We start from the raw sequence: 18,062 nt of genomic DNA, 5'->3' as shown, positions 1-18,062 counted from the left end.
GTGAATGTTCTCCAGCGCAAAAACGATACGGGGATTAGTCGCTATCTTAATTACCGCGAGGTAAAAAAGATTCTGGATGAACGAAGCCGTCAGACTGAAAGACCTTGTATTGTTTTCGGACAATGCGCGGTGCCTTTTGGTCATGCCTGAGACTGCCCAGGCGAGACTCCAGTTGCCGTGACAACACGGTCAACGGAGAGCGAATGACCCAGTTGTGTGTACACACTTTTGCGCACATTTTTGGGAGCAGCTGTCGGCGGATCGTGCTAACGCAGCGCGGCGGACGTTGGTGGCGGGCGGAATGCGCGAGGATAAAATGGGGCGGGTGGTTGGTTTTGCGGACACGGTGCCTTTTGATAAAGACAATCCCGACAGTGCCGTCAATCGTCGCATCAGCATTATCGTGTTGAATAAAAAGGCAGATGAAGAAATTCACGACGAAAAACCTGCCGCACCAGCGCCACCTCCGGCGGGTGCGATGGTGCCGCCACTGCCGGGCGTGTCATCCAAACCGGGCGTCACCGACCTGCCGGCGCGTTGAATCACACATGACGGTTTTGGTGCTGCCCCGACCCGCCACTGCGCTTGCGCTGGCGGGTTTTATTTGCGCTGCTAACTTGACCACTGACCACTCAAAAATGCCATGACCGCCTGCATTCACGATCTCTTACTCACCCAAGCCCAACGTACCCCAACACATCCAGCAGTCCGCTGTGCCGGGGTGGAATGGTCTTATCAACAACTGGCGGACGCGGTACACGCCGCCGCCGCCGTGTATTTGACGTTGGGATTGCAGCGCGGCGAGCGCGTCGCGGTGTATCTCGACAAGCGCCTCGAAACGGTGAGCGCCTTGTTTGGCGCAGCGGCAGCCGGCGGGGTGTTTGTGCCGATCAATCCGTTGCTCAAAGCGGAACAGGTCGCGCACATTTTGACCGATTGCACCGTGCGAATTCTGGTCACAACGGCAGATCGACTGGCGCTGTTGCAGCCGGTGCTGGCGCAGTGCGTGGCGTTGCAAACGCTTGTATTGGTTGGCAATCCAGCCGTTGAGATGGCACCTGTGCCGCCAACGCTGGCGCTGCGCAGTTGGGATGAACCCGCGCCGAGCGCGATCACTCCGCACCGCGTGATTGATGGCGATGTGGCGGCGATTTTGTACACCTCCGGCAGCACCGGACGCCCCAAAGGTGTCGTGTTGTCGCATCGCAATCTGGTTGCTGGCGCAGTCAGCGTCGCCAGTTATCTTGAGAATCAGGCGACGGATCGGATTTTGGCGGTGCTGCCGCTGAGTTTTGATTACGGCTTGAGCCAATTGACGACTGCGTTTCACGTCGGCGCGTGCGTGGTGTTGATGAATTATCTGCTGCCGCGTGACGTGATTCGCGCTGTCGTCAAAGAGCGCATCACCGGATTGGCAGCAGTGCCGCCGCTGTGGATTCAACTGGCTGAATTGGCGTGGCCGGCGAGCGTGGGCGAGCATCTGCGCTATATCACCAATTCCGGCGGGGCGATGCCGGGCGCAACGCTCGCGCAGCTTCGGGCGCAGTTGCCGCACACTCAGCCGTTTTTGATGTACGGCTTAACCGAGGCATTCCGCTCCACATATTTGCCGCCAGACGAGATCGACCGCCGTCCGGGGTCGATGGGCAAGGCGATTCCGAATGCGGAGATCATGGTGGTGCGCCCGGACGGGACGCCGTGCGCAGATGAAGAGCCGGGCGAATTGGTGCATCGCGGCATTCACGTCGCGCTCGGGTATTGGAATGACGCGGAAAAAACCGCCGAGCGTTTCAAACCCGCACCCGCCCGCCCGTTGGAATTGATGCTGCCGGAGCTGGCGGTGTGGTCGGGCGATACGGTGAAACGCGACGCCGACGGCTTTTTGTATTTCGTCGGGCGGCGCGACGAGATGATTAAAACTTCCGGTTATCGCGTCAGTCCGACCGAAATTGAGGAGGTGATTTATGCCAGCGGGCTGGTCGCCGAAGTCGCGGCGCTCGGCGTGGCACATCCGTTGCTAGGACAAGCGGTGGTGGTGGTGACTTTTGCTGCCGATAATTCTGACGCGCTCAGTGCTTTGGTAGTGGCGGCGTGCCAAACGCAGTTGCCGACATTTATGCACCCGACGCGGATTATCGCCCGCACTGAACCGCTGCCGCGCAATCCCAATGGCAAAATTGATCGCACGCGGCTAGCGCAAGAATTGAGTGATTTGTTTTGAATGGCGCATTGATTGAAATAAAGTGGTTTTAATTCAATTAAAGAGGGGGTTATTTTGAACACTTTTCCGATGAAACAATTGATCACTGGTGCATTGGTGATGATCGCGGTTCACTTGGTGGGCTGTCGTACCATGACTGCCGGTGACATGATGGGCACGGCTTCTGGCGTATTGGCAGCGACCTCAATTACTGATGCGCAGATGATGCAGGAAGCAGAAGCAGCGACTGCAACGTTAGACCAGAATAATAAACTCGCTCCCGCGAGTGGCAAATATCAAAAGCGGGTGAAAACACTCGCTAAAAATCTACAAAACGTCAACGGTGTGCCTTTGAATATCAAGGTGTACATGACCAAGGACATCAATGCGTTTGCAATGGCTAACGGGACGATTCGCGTTTATTCGGGACTGATGGACGCCATGAATGATGATGAATTGCTGTTTATTATTGGTCACGAAATTGGTCACGTTGCCAAAGGTCATACCAAGCAGCGGATGCGCACAGCATTACTCACCCAAGTTGGTCGGGATGTCATTACAAAAACTGGCAGTGAGCAAGTTGCTGCTTTAACGGCATCACAATTGGGTGATTTTACTGAAAAAGTGATTAACGCGCAATTCTCACAAAAGAATGAACGTGAAGCGGATGATTATGGCTTGGAAGTTCTAAAACAGAGCGGCAGAAATCCACTGGGTGCCGTCACTGCATTAGAAAAACTTGCGTCAATGGGGAGCAGCAATTCAACCTTTGTCGCCCAAATGCTATCCACTCATCCCGAACCGGGAGCGCGAGCAGAGCGGATTCGGAAGGCGCTTTAATTCCCATCACTTGTATTCATAGATCAATCAACAATGTCTTCCATTCGCCACACTGCGCCACTTGCGTTTTCAATTAGCGCCGATAACCAATTACTGATCGGTGGTTTGACGGCAACGCGATTGGCAGCGCGAATTGGACGCACACCTTGTTATGCCTATGATCGCGCTCTCATCACCGCCCGCATTGCTGAATTGCGCACCGTCTTACCGCCTGATATTCATCTCCACTATGCAATTAAAGCCAATCCAATGCCCGCTGTTGTCCAGCATTTAGCGGGATTAGTTGATGGCTTTGATGTGGCATCCGGTGGTGAATTAAAAACGGTATTAGATACGCCAATGGCACCTGCGCAAATGAGCTTTGCGGGGCCTGCAAAAAGTGCAAATGAATTGCAGCAAGCAGTGGCAGCAGGAATTGTCATCAATGTGGAATCGGAGCGCGAGCTGCGGGCGGTGACGGCAATTGGTACGGCGCTCGGTATTCAGCCGCAGGTCGCGCTGCGGGTGAATCCTGATTTTGAATTGAAAGCGTCGGGAATGAAGATGGGCGGCGGCGCGAAACAGTTCGGAATTGACGCCGAACGGGTGCCAGCGGTGTTGCACGAATTACGGACGCTTGATCTGCAATTCATTGGTTTTCATATCTTTTCTGGCTCACAAAACCTCCGCGCTGAGGCGATCAGCGAGGCGCAGGAAAAGACGCTGGCGCTCGCCACGCGGCTGTCGCAACACGCGCCGACACCGGTGCGGCTGCTCAACCTCGGCGGCGGTTTTGGCATTCCTTATTTTCCCGGCGATCAGCCGTTGGACGTGGCGCAAGTGGGCGAGCGACTGGCGGAATTGCTGCCCGCAGCGCAGCGCGATCTGCCGCTGGCGGAGTTTGTCATCGAGCTGGGGCGCTTTATTGTTGGCGCTGCCGGCGTCTATTTATGCCGCGTGGTCGAGCGCAAACTCTCGCGGGGACAGGTGTTTTTAGTCACTGACGGCGGGCTGCATCATCATCTCGCCGCGTCCGGCAATTTTGGGCAGGTGCTCCGCAAAAATTATCCGGTCATCGTCGCCAATCGTGTTCACCCAGAAACTGAGCCAGAATTGGCATCCGTCGTCGGGCCGCTGTGTACGCCGTTGGATGTGCTCGCTGATAAAATGCCGCTCGGACACGCGCAAGAAGGTGATTTCATTGCAGTTTTACAATCTGGTGCGTATGGCTTAACCGCCAGCCCAACTGCCTTTTTGGGACATCCGCCACCACTTGAAGTGCTGGTTTAATTCCCGCTCCGCGCTAAATTCAATTCCAATAACTGCTGTAACATTTCAGTTTCCGTCAGTTCATTTATCCCGCCATACGCAGCCGCAACTGCGCAATCTAATTGCTGCTGCGCCTTAATTAACCACGCCGGTTGTTGATTATACAACTTCGTCAACGTGCGCTGTTTTAATTGCGCAGCGTATTCCGGTTTAGCAATGATCCGCTCTGGATAACCGGGCACCACTTCTGGCACGCGCTCAATCCATGCGGGCGGATTCAACCACTGCTCACGCAATTGATTCAATTCAAAAGCTGCTTGTGCAATTGCAATGGCGTGAGTGCGATATTCCGCTGCCACACTGGGAATCACGGCACCATTGGCGAGTTGAATGGTTGCGCCGTTAGTATCCGCTGGCGTTAATCCTATTGGAAAAGGAAAGGTAGCAAAAGTCGTGGTTGGCGTATAACGGCGCGTCGTACCAAAGCTGCTGCCCATACGCATTGCCCATAATTCATGGAATCGAGAGTGCAAAATTCCAAACGTCGTATCATCCGCCCGCGCAATCACAATCAATTGTTGATCTGGAAAAATACGCCGCTTGAGCCACACAAATAAGCGATATTTCCCCACCATTGGCGTGGCGATATACCGTGAATGCTGCGTTAATGCAGCGCGAATGTCTGCTCCAGAACGCCCCAAGCGCCACCAATAGCGTTTGCGTTTTTCATCGCGCTGTTGCGCCCGTTGCGCTTGCACATGTTTCATTAAATAAGCAAATGGCGCTTCATAACACGCCGCTTCCACTTCAGAAGATTGATTGCCGTAATCAATTAACCAAGTATCGGTTGGACGGCGCGTGATGTCACTGCCATTAACCCAAGGCGTTAATACATCAGCATTCAATTGACCCTGTGGATTTGGCAATAACAGCCAGTGCCGCGCAATCGCACCCGGAATATCAAAACGCCCCACTTTCGCTACTCCGCGCCAACACGCACCAGCATTATCAAGTAATGGTTTGGCTTGTGTTAAATCACATTCAACTTCAGCGTTATCGGCAGTTAAATCGGCGTGAATATGCGCCACCAGCGTTCCATTCAACATTGGTATTCTTTTGGAATGACCAAAGCAGATTAAACTCACGCGCACTGCGGCATCAGTATTCAACCAAGTTTCATCCGACCACGCATTAAAAATGGTCGTCGTTTTACAAATACGCTTTAATACTTTACGATTTGCGCCGCTGCGAATTGAACTGGTTGTAATAAAACCAGCAGCTTGTGCCTTTCCGCTGTCAATGTGCGCCCGCGCTTTTTCAAACCAATAAGTGACTAAATCGGCACCAGCGGGAACGCGCTCGGTATAAATCCTATTGAGTGCAGAAAAATAATCATCACCTAATATGCTGCGTTTTTTATTGCCGCCTAAAAAAGGCGGATTGCCAATAATGACATCAACGCTTGGCCACTCCGCTTCTGTACCATTCTCATTCAGCAGTGCATCGCGGTGAGCAATACTGTTGATTGGTTTCACAATGGGCGCATTTTCTAAAGAAAAATCGTGTTGCATCATCCACTGCAATTCACCAATCCAGACGGTGATGCGGGCTAATTCAGCGGCATAAGCATTGGTTTCAATGCCCAATACATTCTCTAAACCCACGGCAGGAAAAGTGCGCGGAAAATGCAAGTGCTCGGCTGCTAAAATAATCTCGTATTCCAAATCTTTTAAGCCGTTTAACGCTAAATATAAAAAGTTCCCAGAGCCACACGCGGGATCAAGTACGCGGAAATTGCGCAATCGTTCCAATAGTGTTTTGAATAACGCCTGCGCTGCTTTACGGCTTTTTGTCTGCGTCACCGCAGTTTTAGTTGCTGCCCATTCTGCTCGTAATGGTTCTAAAACTACTGGCTCAACAATCCGCATAATTGCTGCGGCATCAGTGTAATATGCGCCCAATTGTTGGCGTTGATTAAAATCCAAACCGCGCTCAAATAAAGTGCCAAAAATACTCGGCTCAATCACCGACCATTTTAATTCCGTTAATGTACGCAGCAATTGAATATCAGCGAGCGTTAGCGGTAATCCCGGCGCGGCACTCAATACATCGCTGATCGCCAGCGTATTCAATGCTTGTTCCAATTGTTGCGTCACAATGAGCGGGTGCTGTTGACCTGCATCAAGCAGTTGCGTCAAGAATTGCTGAGGTAATATGCCAACTTCTTGCGCAAAAAAACCCAACAATAATTGCTGAATTAACTGCGTTATTTGCAATGGCGCATGACCGCGTTGGCGCAGCGTGATTGCTAATTCACCCAATTGTCGCACTGCCGCTGCGGTGAATGCAGCAGTAGTGCGCAAACTTTCCGAAGTCACGGCATCAATACCACTGAATAATCCTTCTTTGAAAAAGGAAAATCGGGGAGATTTATACTTTGCTGCGGCACTGATTGAGCGCCAATAATCTCTGTAAAATATCAGCGTCTGTGATGTCATGCGACCAACCATAAGCAGCCGCAACTGCGCAATCTAATTGCTGCTGCGCATTGATTAACCACGTCGGGCGGTTGTTATACAAATTGGTCAACGTGCGCGTTTTTAATTGCGCAGCAAATTCCGGTTTTGCAACAATTCGCTCTGGATAACCGGGCACCACTTCCGGTACGCGCTCAATCCATTCTGGCGGATTCAACCAATTATCCCGCAAGCGATTGAATTCAAACGCCGCTTGTGCAATTGTAATGGCGTAAGCTTGATATTCCGTTGCCACACTGGGAATCATTGCGCCGCTGTCAAGTTGAATTGTCTCGCCTTTCGTATCCGCTGGTGTTAATCCAATTGGAAATGGGAAGGTTTCAAAAGTAGTAGTTGGCGTATAACGCGGCGTTGCGCCCAAACTGGTGCCCATTCGCAATGACCATAATTCATGGCAGCGAGAGTGCAAAATTCCAAACGTTGTATCATCAGCGCGGGCGATGACAATCAATTGCTGATCTGGAAAAACGCATGTATTCAGCCAAACAAATAAACGAAACTTAGCCACCATCGGACTGGCAATATAACGCTCAATTGGTTCAAAAGCCCGGCGCAGTGCTGGAACTGTTTCGCCGAGCCGCCACCAGTATTTTTTCCGAATAGCGCGGCGACCCGCAGCGCGTAACGGTTTCACTGCTTTCAATACATGTTCATACGGCATTTCATACATAGCCGCGTTTATTTCAGTTGTATTGACACCAAAATCAATAATCCAAGTGTCAGATGGACGGCGCACGATGTCCATTCCATTCGCCCACAAGCACAACACATCGCTATTAGCGTATTGATGCGGATTCGGTTGCATTAACCACTGTCGCGCTAACGTTCCTGAAATATCAAACTTGCCCACTTTTGCCGACCCGCGAAAACTCACTCCAGCATTTTCTGTTAATGCGTGTGCTGTGGTTAAATCTGCGGCACAAGTTGTTGGTTTTGCGGTTAAATCTGCGTAAATTGCGGCAACGGTTTTGTCATTCAATACCGGCGCTGCGGTTGTATTTCCGAAGCAAATGATGCTGACCCGTACCGCCGCACCGCTGTTAATCCAAGGCTCATCCGACCACGCATTAAAAATCGTCGTTGTCTCACAAATACGCTCTAATACTTTGCGATTTGCACCGCCGCGAATTGAATTTGTTGTCACTAAACCGGCAGCTTGCGCTTTGCCGCTTTCAATCTGCGTCCGTGCTTTTTCAAACCAATAGGTGACTAAATCGGCACCAGCAGGAACGCGCCCGGCATAAATCGTTTTAAGTGCGGTGAAATACTCATCACCCAAGACGCTGCGCTTTTTACTGCCGCCTAAAAACGGCGGATTACCAATAATGACATCAACGCTTGGCCATTCTGCTTCTGTGCCATTCTCATTCAGCACTGCATCGCGGTGAGCAATAATTTTGATTGGTTTCAAAATGGGATCATTTGCTAAAGAAAACCCGTGTTGAATCATCCACTGCAATTCGCCAATCCAGACGGTAACACGAGCCAATTCAGCGGCATACGCATTCGTTTCAATGCCCAATACATTTTCTGGCCCGACTGCTGGAAAACTGCGCTGAAAATGCAAACGCTCGGCTTCTAAAATGATTTCGTGCTCTAAATCTTTTAAGCCTTTTAATGCTAAAAACAGAAAATTCCCAGAGCCACACGCGGGATCAAGCACGCGGAAATTGCGCAATCGCTCCAATAGTGTTGTGAATAACGCCTGCGCTGCTTTACGGCTTTTTGTCTGCGTCACCGCAGTTTTAGTTGCTGTCCATTCTGCTCGCAATGGTTCTAAAACGACCGGATTGACAATCCGCATAATTGCTGCTGCGTCGGTATAATGTGCGCCCAATTGTTCACGTTGATTTGGATCCAATCCGCGCTCAAATAAGGTGCCAAAAATGCTGGGTTCAATTGCCGACCATTTCCACTCCGCCAATTCGCGCAGCGTTTTAATATCCAGAACGGTGAGCGGCAATACCGCTGTTGTGCGAAATAAACCGCCATTAAAATACGCAATTGGCTCGGTGCCAAAGCAGCCGCCGGTTGCCATCGTGTTTAATAAGTTTTCCAACATTTGCAGCACATACGCCGGGCGCTGTTGACCGGCATCAAGCACATTCGTAAATACTTTATTGGGCAATAAACCAATGTCTTGCGCAAAAAAGCAAAATAACAATTGCTGGCTAAACTGCGCGACTTGTAATGGCGCATGTCCGCGTTGACATAACGCGGCGGCTAATTCACCAAAGCGCCGCGCTGCCGCTTCCGTTAATGCGGCAGTGGTGCGGGTGGGGCGCAAGCGTTCGGGTTCACTAAATGCCCATTTTAATAATTGCAATTGCGCCGGATTGCGTAATTCTTCTAGCGTGATGCGGTGTTCATCGGGCACCGTGCCCGGAAATGCGGTGTAAATAATGATCTGTTCCATATCGGAAACGATCAATAATGGCGGATGTAATAATGATGGCGTATAGAGTTGGAGTTGTTTTAAGGCTTCCGCTAAATTTTTGCGCTTGCCTTTATATTCCCAACCGAAGCAATCCTTTTTCCACACATCCGCCCAACCATCACCGCCACCGACTTTTTTAGCGCCGCGCTCAAAACAATAAAACGCGCCAGTCGGGTCAACTTCTGCGGGAGTCGGTTCATTCAATAAGCGGCACAAATCAATAAAATGCTCCTGCGCGGCGGAGCGTTCTTTTAAGGTGGTGATTTGCCACTTTGTAATGAATTGCTCAGGCGTCATGGCAAATCACATTCCCAATTCCAAACGCGGATTAAATGCCAGCCGTTCCGCCATTAACCGATATAATTCTCGCGCTGCGTCGTTAATCACCGGCGGATTCACAATTTCCAATAGCGCAATCACATCGCCGGGCGGTAAACCCGGCAGCCCGCGTCCTTTTAAGCGCAACTTTTGCCCACTTTGCGAGCTGGGCGGAATCTTCAAACTCACGGCACCGCCGGGCGTGGGCACCGTCACCGTCGCGCCCAGCGCCGCTTCCCAAGGTGCGACCGGCAGCCGCAATTTGAGGTCTTTGCCGTCCAAGGTGAAATGCGGATGCGGAGCAAAATCAAGCTCTAAAAACAGGTCGCCCGCCGCGCCGCCATTGGCACTCGCGCCACCTTGACCGGCCAGCCGAATCTGGCGTCCCGGCGTCACACCTTCAGGAATGCGCACGTTGAGCGTGCGCGAGCGAAAACGCGGCTGGCCATTCACGACGCCGTCCGGCACCTCGACGGTGATTTGGCGGGTCGCGCCGTGATACGCATCTTCCAGCGTGATCGTGGTTTTGACGGTGTGATCGTCGCCACGCCGACCGCGTCGCGGCTCGCGCCCGTCGCTGCGAAAGGCGCGATCAAAGATGTTGGCAAATAAATCTGCAAAATCAGTGGTTTCACCGCCATTCGCTTGAGCGCCAGCACCAGCTCCCGCTGGCGGCGGACGAAATTCCTGCCCTGCTCGCCAATTAGTGCCCAGCGCGTCATATGCCGCCCGCTTTTTGGGATCGTGCAGCACTTCATTGGCTTCATTGATTTCCTTGAAGCGATTTTCCGCATCCGGTTCCTTGCTGACATCGGGATGAAACTTCCGCGCCAGCCGCCGATAGGCGCGTTTGATCTCGTCGGCAGTCGCAGTCCGCGCCACGCCGAGCGTTTTGTAATAGTCCTTGTATTGCATGGAGTTTTCTCACCAAAGGACGCGCTCACCAGCGAACACAGTGGGCGCTTTAGGGTCGCCAATCGCGCCACGAAGCAGTCACGCGCTGACGGGCTGGAAGCATCATGGAATGGGCATGGCAGAGCGCAATTGCCAGCGCGTCGGCTTCGTCTTCGGCCGGCAGATGCGGCAGCGCCAGCAGCACTTTCACCATCTGCTGCACCTGCGCCTTGATCGCTGCGCCGCTGCCGACGACCGCCAATTTGACCGTTTTGGGGCTGTATTCCTGCACCGGCAAACCGGCTTTGATGCCCGCGCAGAGCACTGCGCCCCGCGCTTGCCCCAATTTCAACGCCGCGCTGGGATCGCGGGCGAAGATCAATTGCTCAACCGCCAACGTCTGCGGCTGCTGATCAGCGATGATGGCGGCGACGCGATCAAACAAGGTGCCGAGGCGCTCCGGCCACGGCTGGTCGCCAACGCGAATGCAGCCGCTGGCGATCCACACGCTGCGGCGTCCATCAGAGTCGATGATGGCAAAACCGGTGCAGCGCGAGCCGGGATCAATGCCGAGAATGCGCTGGAGCTGGCGCGGAGCGGGATTAACCATCGAGCGCAGCGAGAATCTCATCCGCGATGTCGGCGTTGTGATACACCTCCTGCACATCGTCGAGTTCTTCCAACATCTCGATCATTTTCAATAACTTTTCCGCCGTCTCACGTTCTAATTCAACCAGCGTCGCCGCGTTATAAGTGATTTCGGCCGCCTCGGTATCAAAGCCAGCGTTCGTCAACGCATCCTTGACGGCCGCAAATGCCTCCGGCGTGGTCACAACATCAATCGCGCCATCGTCATAAGTGGTCACATCATCTGCGCCCGCTTCGAGCGCCGCATCCATCACCGCATCTTCATTGGTGCCCGGCGGCAAACTGATCACGCCCTGCTTGGTGAACAGGTAGCCGACCGAGCCATCAGTACCCAGATTGCCGCCGCGTTTCGTGAACGCATGGCGCACATCCGACGCGGTGCGATTGCGATTGTCGGTCATGCAATCGACCATCACCGCCACGCCGCCGGGGCCGTAGCCTTCATAACGAATCTCCTCATAATTCTCGCCTTCCATACCGCCAGCGCCGCGCTTGATCGCCCGCTCCACCGTATCGCGGGGCATGTTGGCCCCAAACGCCTTATCCATCGCCAGCCGCAGACGCGGATTTGCGCCCGGATCGCCGCCACTTTCTCGCGCCGCCACCGTCACTTCCCGAATTAACTTCGTCCACATCTTGCCGCGCTGTTTATCCTGCGCTGCTTTCCGATGTTTGATATTCGCCCACTTACTATGACCTGCCATTGCGACACTGCTCCTAATTAAAAATCACGTCATTGTTGAAGAAAAATTGCCGCATATTGGGCAAATAGTGTTGTTTATTCCTGTGGCGTCATCGTGCGCCGTCGCAATAAATAAATATCCATTAACCAACCTTTGTTCTCGCGCACCTGCGCTTTCAATTGCAACAAATCATCGCGCACTTCATCCACCGCCCCCGCCATTAAAATCTCATCAGGACAACCGAGATAACCGCCCCAATACACATCCATATTTTGCCCGGTGAAGCGTTGAAAAGAAGCATTATAATCCAGCATCACCACCGCATTATCAATGCTTGCCGGATCGCAGGTTTCAACATGGCGTCCAGTGGTAATGGTGATGCTTTCGCCCACGCGATTGAGCGGGATTTTATGCTTTGCCGTCAACACCTGCACTGAGGTAATCCCCGGAATGATCTCGAATTCAACCAGCTCATCCGTATTGGCGACCACTTCAGCAATGAGTGAGACAGTTTGATCGTATAGCGACGGATCGCCCCATAACAAAAAAGCGCCAATCTGACCATCTGCCAATTCATTCCGAATCAACTCAACAAATAGCGCACGTTTCTCATCATGCCACACCTGCACATCATTTTGATAATCAAGCGTTTTGGCACGCGGCGGGCTATTCACAGTCACCACCCGATACTGCTGCGGAGCGCAATACTGCTGCAAAATCGCATGGCGCATTGCCAATAACTCTGCTTTACCGCGCCCCTCTTTTTCTAACATAAAAAAGACATCAACTTGTTTAAGCGTGGTAATGGCTTGCAGAGTGAGATATTCGGGATTGCCCGGTCCCATTCCAATTAAATAGAGCTTTTTCATGATGCGCTGTCTCTTTAGCCCAACGATTGCACCGCTGCCGGTAGCCGCACCGGCGTTCTATAGCGGTTTAAGGATGTCGTTGCTATTATCGCCAACCTGATCCGATTTCCCTAGATTAAGTGCTCAATTGGTGCGACCCTTGCCCCAACGCTCTGTCGTCACCATCTTTCGTCGGCTACCGTAACCGACTGTTTTTTATTCACCCCGGAGTTGCCAATGCGTATCCTCTTTGTCCACCCTAACTACAGCGCCGGTGCCGCCGACATCGCGGGTAACTGGTCGCCAGCTTGGGTTGCCTATCTAGCCGGCTATCTCAAGTCGGGTGGCTACCAAGATTATCAGTTCATCGACGCGCTGGTGGACAAGCTGGATGACGACCAATTGCGCGTCGCCATTCGGAATGCCCGCCCCGACATCGTGGCGACAACGGCAATGACGCCGATGATTTATACCGCGCAGCGCGTATTACAAATTGCGAAAGAAGAACATCCAAATGCCATTACCATGTTGGGTGGTATTCATGCGACTTTCATGTATGCGCAAGTATTCGCTGAAGCGCCATGGATTGATGTTGTGGTGCGCGGTGAAGGTGAAGCGGTCACGCTCAATTTAGTCCGCGCTATTGATGAAGGACGCTGGCTGACTGAACGCGAGAACATTAAAGGCATTGCTTATGTCGATGACAATAAACAAGTCATCGCCACTCCCGTCGAACCATCAATTAAAGATGTCGATTCGATTTGGCCAGATTGGAGCGTATTGGAGTGGAAAAAGTACATTTACATTCCGCTCGGCGTTCCGGTAGCAACGCCGAATATGGCACGCGGTTGTCCGTTTACATGCAGCTTCTGCTCGCAATGGAAGTTCTGGCGTGATTATCGCGTGCGCAGTCCTAAGCGCATGGTCGATGAGATTGAAGAATTGGTGAAGGTACACAAAATTGGCTTCTTCATTCTCGCGGATGAAGAACCGATGATTAACAAGAATATGTTTGTCGAGTTCTGTCAGGAATTGATTGACCGCAAACTTGGGATTTTGTGGGGCATTAACACCCGCGTCACCGACGTGATGCGTGATGAAGATTTGCTGCCGTTTTATCGTAAAGCTGGCTTGGTGCATATTTCACTCGGCACCGAAGCGGCAGCGCAGTTGAATTTGGATCGTTTCGTGAAAGAAACGACGGTCGCGCAGAATAAACGCGCCATTCAATTGTTGCAGCAGAACGGGATTGTGACCGAGGCGCAGTTTATTGTTGGGTTGGAGAATGAAACCCGCGCCACGCTGGAAGAAACCTATGAGATGGTGATGGATTGGGGCGCAGATATGGCCAATTGGTCGATGTTCACGCCGTGGCCGTTCTCCGATATGTTTACGGAAATGGGCGACAAGGTGGAGGTGCATGATTATTCTAAATACAACTTCGTGTCGCCGATTATGAAGCCCGACAACATTGATCGCGCTGAATTATTGGATGGCGTGATGGCGAATTATCGGCGCTTTTATATGCGCAAGATGTTTTTCCAATATCCTTGGGTGAAAGACCCAGTGCGCCGTCGTTATTTGCTGGGCTGTATTAAGGCGTTTTTGAAGAGCGCCTATGAACGCCGCTTCTATCAATTGGGGCAGCAGAATTATTGGGGCCCGCTGTTGAAAAAGCTCATTCGCTTTGATTATGACAAGAGCAGAACGAAGATTGTTGAGCCAGATCATAATGCGTGGAAACAAGCGCCAGCCGCGAAACGTCCGGCGATCAGTGTGATTGGCGCTGCACCGCAAACGTGCAGCAGTGGTGCGCCGAAAGCCTGCGGTGGCGGCAATGAGCAGATGACTGAGGAACAGATCAAGCAATACGAACGGGTTTGAAAACGTTCAGCAAATTGACGTTTAGTCAGTTTGAGTGCGTTTGCTGAATAAGTTGGTCGTGCGCCGATTAGTTTTTATTCTTTTAATTCGGCGCACTACCATTATCAATCGCAGCACTAAATTTTTTTAACAGCAGATGTGCTATGACAAAATTAGAACAGATAGAACACCAAGTGAAACAACTGAATCCCGCAGATTTTGCGGAGATTAAGGAATGTTTTCTTGAATATGAATGGCAGGAATGGGATCAAAAAATTGAGCAAGATGCGAAATCAGGCAAGCTGAAAGCTCTGGCAGAAAAAGCATTGGCCGACCACGCGGCTGGGCGGACGAATCCACTTTGATTCATCACGCCAATCCTGATTTTTGGAACCATTACCGACAATTGCCGCAAGACATTCAACGTCGCGCTGACAAGGCTTACGCACTACTTCAGGAAAATCCACGCCATCCTTCGTTGCATTTCAAAAAGGTTGGTGATTTATGGTCAGCGCGGATCACGCTTGATTACCGGGCATTAGCAGTGGAAAGTCAAGGCGAGTACATTTGGTTTTGGATTGGAACACATGAATATTATAATTTCATTTTAACCTAAGTGCATAAAAAACTCTTATATTTTATTAAGCAATCTTGTTAATTTATTTAGCTGCAATCGAGCGCAAATACTAAATTGCTTTTATAGATGCCGTAAATGGTAAGCCTGCATTTGCCGCAATTGCGGTCTTAATGCAGGCTTTTTAGTATTTAAGCGATGAATATATTTCAGGCTTCGGTAACATAAAAAATTCATCATCTCACTTTATTATGCAATAAACCCTGATGTGTACTTTGATTTAGGGAGCAGAATTTCATGCACGCTTATGATAAAGATATTCTGGCTTGGTCTCAGGAACAGGCGCAATTGATTCGCGCTGGTCATTTTGAATTGATTGATGTGGTGCATGTTGCTGAGGAGATTGAAGACGTGGGCAAAAGCGAGCAGCGCGAAATGATTCATCGCATGGCGGTGCTGCTGGCACATTTGCTTAAATGGCAATATCAACCTGAGCGACGCGGCGCGAGTTGGGAAAAAACAATTAAAGCGCAACGTAAAGAACTCGCTTATCACTTCGATGAAACGCCAAGTTTGAGACCGAAGCTATTGGAAAATCGCTGGCTGGAAATGGTTTGGGCTAAAGCTGTTGCGCAAGCGGTATCGGAAACGGGTCTTGATTGTTTTCCAGATGAATGCCCGTGGGCAATGGAAGAAAAGATATTAAATCCGCATTGGTTTCCGGCGTGATCATTGCCATGTTCTATTATGAACACAACTCTTTTTTGAGAATTAACGCATGACCGATTCTGCACCGCCAATCACGTTGATTTTGCCGCCGTTGCTCGCACACGGCCCGCGTCGCGCCCGTACTTTGATGATTCAAGGCACGGCCTCTGATGTCGGTAAGAGCTTGTTTGTTGCGGGATTATGTCGGGCGTACACGCGACGCGGGTTGGTGGTGCGGCCGTTCAAAGCGCAAAACATGAGCAATAACGCGGCAGTAACGGCAGACGGTGATGCGCCAGCGGATGTTGCTGGCAAGCAACAACGCGGTGAAATCGGCCGTGCGCAGGCGTTGCAAGCGCGCGCTTGTGGCGTCGCGCCATCAATTCACATGAACCCCGTATTATTAAAACCACAAAGCAACGTCGGTTCGCAGGTCGTGTTGCGCGGACGCTCGCTCGGCAATTGTCCGGCGCGGGTCTATCACGAGATGCGCCAAGGCTTGATGCCAGCGGTGTTGGACAGTTTCGAGCGCCTCTGCGCCGAGGCCGATTTGGTGTTGGTGGAGGGCGCGGGCAGCGGCGCGGAGGTGTATTTACGCCACTGCGACATCACCAACATGCACTTTGCCGAACGCGCCAAGGTGCCGGTCATTGTGCTCGGCGATCTGGACAAAGGCGGCACGATGGCGTCATTAGTCGGCACTTGGCTGCTGCTCGATCAAGCGGATCGTGACCGCGTGGTCGGCTACATCGTCAACAAATTTCGCGGTGATTTCTCGCTGTTTGAACCGGCCTGCGCGACGATTACTGCACACACCAACTGGCCATTTTTGGGCATGGTGCGCTGGTTTGAAGGCGCGGCGCGGCTGCCAGCGGAGGATTCGCTGGCGCTGGAACGACCGGCGGAAACGAGCGGCGGCACCTTAAATATCGTGATTCCACGCCTGTCGCGGGTCGCCAATTTTGACGACATGGACCCGCTGGCCGCCGAGCCGAGCGTCAATCTGCGCTGGCTCAACTCCGGCGAACCGCTGCCGGCGAATACCGATGTCGTGATTTTGCCCGGCTCGAAAGCGACCCGCGCTGATTTGGAGGTGTTGCGGCGCGAAGGTTGGGACATTGACATCCTCGCGCATGTGCGACGCGGCGGGCGCGTGGTCGGATTATGTGCGGGATTTCAAATGCTTGGGCGCGTCGTGCGCGATCCGCTGGGCATTGAGGGAGCGCCGGGCGAGACCGCCGGTTTGGGGCTGCTTGATCTTGAAACCGAGATCAGCGGCGATAAACGCCTGATTGAAATTGTGGCGCAAGAACAACAGAGTGGCTGCCGCGTCACAGGCTATGAAATGCACATGGGACGGACGACTGGCGCGGGGCTGGCGCGACCTTGGCTGCTGCTAGATGACAGCGCGGGCGACGTGCGAGCGGAAGGCGCGATGACGGCGGACGGGCGCGTGATGGGCGGTTATGTACACGGAATTTTCGGCGCGGATGCGTTTCGGGCGCATTGGCTGGCGCAGGTTGGCGTGCAAGCAGCGCAAATTGATTTTGAAGCACGAATTGAATCCGCATTAAATGCGCTGGCTGATCACGTTGAAAGCTGTTTAGATTTAGATGCGTTGCTGGCGCTGGCAAAATGAATAATGAATGCCGCTGCATCTTTCCAAGGATTTACCAATACCGCCTGTGCATTTTATCCCTGTCACAGCGGTATTAAAAAAGAATTTAACTGCTTATTCTGCTATTGCCCGTTATATGCTTACAATTGCCCCGGCACTTATTCAATGTTAATTGATCGTCATGGTCAACCGCGCAAAGATTGTTCTCAGTGCCGCTTGCCGCATGATGGTTATGCAGCATCGTGGCAGTTCATTCAAAAGTGGTTAGAACAACCGACGCTGTGGAATAGTGAGACTGCACATGAGCGACATCAATGACATCGTCCGCCGCTGTAAAATAGCACTTGCTCAGTATTATGGCGATAACTTTAATGGCTTGATTTTTTATGGATCGGCAGCGCGTGGTCAAGCACAAGCCGCGAGCGATATTGATTTGTTGGTGCTATTTAATCAATCCTTTGATTATATCGCCGAATTGTATCAATTGATTGAGGTGCTTTATCCCATTCAAATGGAATCAACGTGGTTGATTTCTGCCAAGCCAGTGACGGCAGATGATTTTGAGCACGGTAAAATTCAGCTTTATCGCAATGCAAAACGTGAAGGGATTAGATTGTAATTCATTGCCCACTGACAACCTTTAAGG

At 51.8% G+C, this 18,062-nt stretch carries 17 protein-coding genes; 11 read left to right on the top strand and 6 right to left on the bottom strand.

Annotation, left to right across the window (positions count from 1 at the left end; genetic code table 11):
- The first annotated feature begins 214 nt into the window (after positions 1–214).
- From CKO12_RS14840 to CKO12_RS03265, 4 genes are all read left to right on the top strand, one after another.
- Positions 215–541 (top strand): hypothetical protein, encoded by a 327-nt coding sequence (locus tag CKO12_RS14840; RefSeq protein ID WP_420826824.1) that lies wholly within the window; start codon positions 215–217, stop codon positions 539–541.
- Positions 542–643: 102 nt separating this feature from the next.
- On the top strand, positions 644–2,221 hold the full coding sequence (locus CKO12_RS03275) for an acyl-CoA ligase (AMP-forming), exosortase A system-associated (RefSeq protein WP_200153302.1): 1,578 nt from the start codon (positions 644–646) through the stop codon (positions 2,219–2,221).
- A 69-nt stretch (positions 2,222–2,290) separates the two neighbouring features.
- Complete coding sequence (locus tag CKO12_RS03270) at positions 2,291–3,040, top strand: M48 family metallopeptidase (protein ID WP_200153301.1); 750 nt, start codon at positions 2,291–2,293, stop codon at positions 3,038–3,040.
- 33 nt (positions 3,041–3,073) lie between these two features.
- Positions 3,074–4,309 (top strand): pyridoxal-dependent decarboxylase, exosortase A system-associated, encoded by a 1,236-nt coding sequence (locus CKO12_RS03265; protein ID WP_200153300.1) that lies wholly within the window; start codon positions 3,074–3,076, stop codon positions 4,307–4,309.
- Here CKO12_RS03265 and CKO12_RS03260 read toward each other — a convergent pair.
- From CKO12_RS03260 to cobF, 6 genes are all read right to left on the bottom strand, one after another.
- On the bottom strand, positions 4,306–6,666 hold the full coding sequence (locus CKO12_RS03260; RefSeq protein ID WP_200153299.1) for a DNA methyltransferase: 2,361 nt from the start codon (positions 6,664–6,666) through the stop codon (positions 4,306–4,308). The two genes, CKO12_RS03265 and CKO12_RS03260, sit on opposite strands and share 4 nt — an antisense overlap.
- Positions 6,667–6,718: 52 nt before the next feature.
- Complete coding sequence (locus CKO12_RS03255; RefSeq protein ID WP_200153298.1) at positions 6,719–9,559, bottom strand: class I SAM-dependent DNA methyltransferase; 2,841 nt, start codon at positions 9,557–9,559, stop codon at positions 6,719–6,721.
- A 6-nt stretch (positions 9,560–9,565) separates the two neighbouring features.
- Complete coding sequence (locus CKO12_RS03250) at positions 9,566–10,495, bottom strand: DnaJ C-terminal domain-containing protein (RefSeq protein ID WP_200153297.1); 930 nt, start codon at positions 10,493–10,495, stop codon at positions 9,566–9,568.
- 49 nt (positions 10,496–10,544) lie between these two features.
- On the bottom strand, positions 10,545–11,105 hold the full coding sequence (ruvC, locus tag CKO12_RS03245) for a crossover junction endodeoxyribonuclease RuvC (protein ID WP_242466179.1): 561 nt from the start codon (positions 11,103–11,105) through the stop codon (positions 10,545–10,547).
- On the bottom strand, positions 11,077–11,826 hold the full coding sequence (locus CKO12_RS03240; RefSeq protein WP_200153296.1) for a YebC/PmpR family DNA-binding transcriptional regulator: 750 nt from the start codon (positions 11,824–11,826) through the stop codon (positions 11,077–11,079). Before CKO12_RS03240 ends, ruvC begins: the two co-directional genes overlap by 29 nt.
- Before the next feature lie 74 nt (positions 11,827–11,900).
- A complete protein-coding gene (gene cobF / locus CKO12_RS03235; protein WP_200153295.1) occupies positions 11,901–12,674 on the bottom strand; it encodes a precorrin-6A synthase (deacetylating) in 774 nt (257 codons plus the stop codon).
- A gap of 216 nt (positions 12,675–12,890) precedes the next feature.
- Here cobF and bchE point away from each other — a divergent pair, with 216 nt between their 5' ends.
- The 7 genes from bchE to CKO12_RS03200 all read left to right on the top strand — a co-directional run bounded on the left by bchE (position 12,891) and on the right by CKO12_RS03200 (position 18,035).
- Positions 12,891–14,537, top strand: coding sequence for a magnesium-protoporphyrin IX monomethyl ester anaerobic oxidative cyclase (gene bchE, locus CKO12_RS03230; RefSeq protein WP_200153294.1), 1,647 nt, complete (start codon positions 12,891–12,893; stop codon positions 14,535–14,537).
- A gap of 143 nt (positions 14,538–14,680) precedes the next feature.
- Positions 14,681–14,881: a hypothetical protein gene (locus CKO12_RS03225; RefSeq protein ID WP_200153293.1), complete on the top strand. Its 201-nt coding sequence runs from the start codon at positions 14,681–14,683 to the stop codon at positions 14,879–14,881.
- Complete coding sequence (locus CKO12_RS15340; protein WP_200153292.1) at positions 14,878–15,132, top strand: type II toxin-antitoxin system RelE family toxin; 255 nt, start codon at positions 14,878–14,880, stop codon at positions 15,130–15,132. The genes CKO12_RS03225 and CKO12_RS15340 overlap by 4 nt, the downstream gene beginning before the upstream one ends.
- A gap of 255 nt (positions 15,133–15,387) precedes the next feature.
- Positions 15,388–15,819, top strand: coding sequence for a DUF29 domain-containing protein (locus CKO12_RS03215; protein WP_200153291.1), 432 nt, complete (start codon positions 15,388–15,390; stop codon positions 15,817–15,819).
- A 49-nt stretch (positions 15,820–15,868) separates the two neighbouring features.
- A complete protein-coding gene (locus CKO12_RS03210) occupies positions 15,869–17,437 on the top strand; it encodes a cobyric acid synthase (RefSeq protein WP_200153290.1) in 1,569 nt (522 codons plus the stop codon).
- A 3-nt stretch (positions 17,438–17,440) separates the two neighbouring features.
- The gene (locus tag CKO12_RS03205) at positions 17,441–17,734 is read left to right on the top strand and encodes a cysteine-rich small domain-containing protein (protein ID WP_200153289.1); all 294 of its coding nucleotides are present in this window, start codon (positions 17,441–17,443) and stop codon (positions 17,732–17,734) included.
- Positions 17,718–18,035, top strand: a complete 318-nt coding sequence (locus tag CKO12_RS03200) for a nucleotidyltransferase domain-containing protein (RefSeq protein ID WP_200153288.1) — start codon at positions 17,718–17,720, stop codon at positions 18,033–18,035. The genes CKO12_RS03205 and CKO12_RS03200 overlap by 17 nt, the downstream gene beginning before the upstream one ends.
- Positions 18,036–18,062 lie beyond the last annotated feature (27 nt).

The organism is Chromatium okenii (assembly GCF_016583745.1).
Classification (GTDB): Bacteria; Pseudomonadota; Gammaproteobacteria; order Chromatiales; family Chromatiaceae; genus Chromatium; species Chromatium okenii.
Note: the sequence above shows the minus strand (reverse complement) of the source record. Positions and strands in the feature narration are given on the sequence as shown.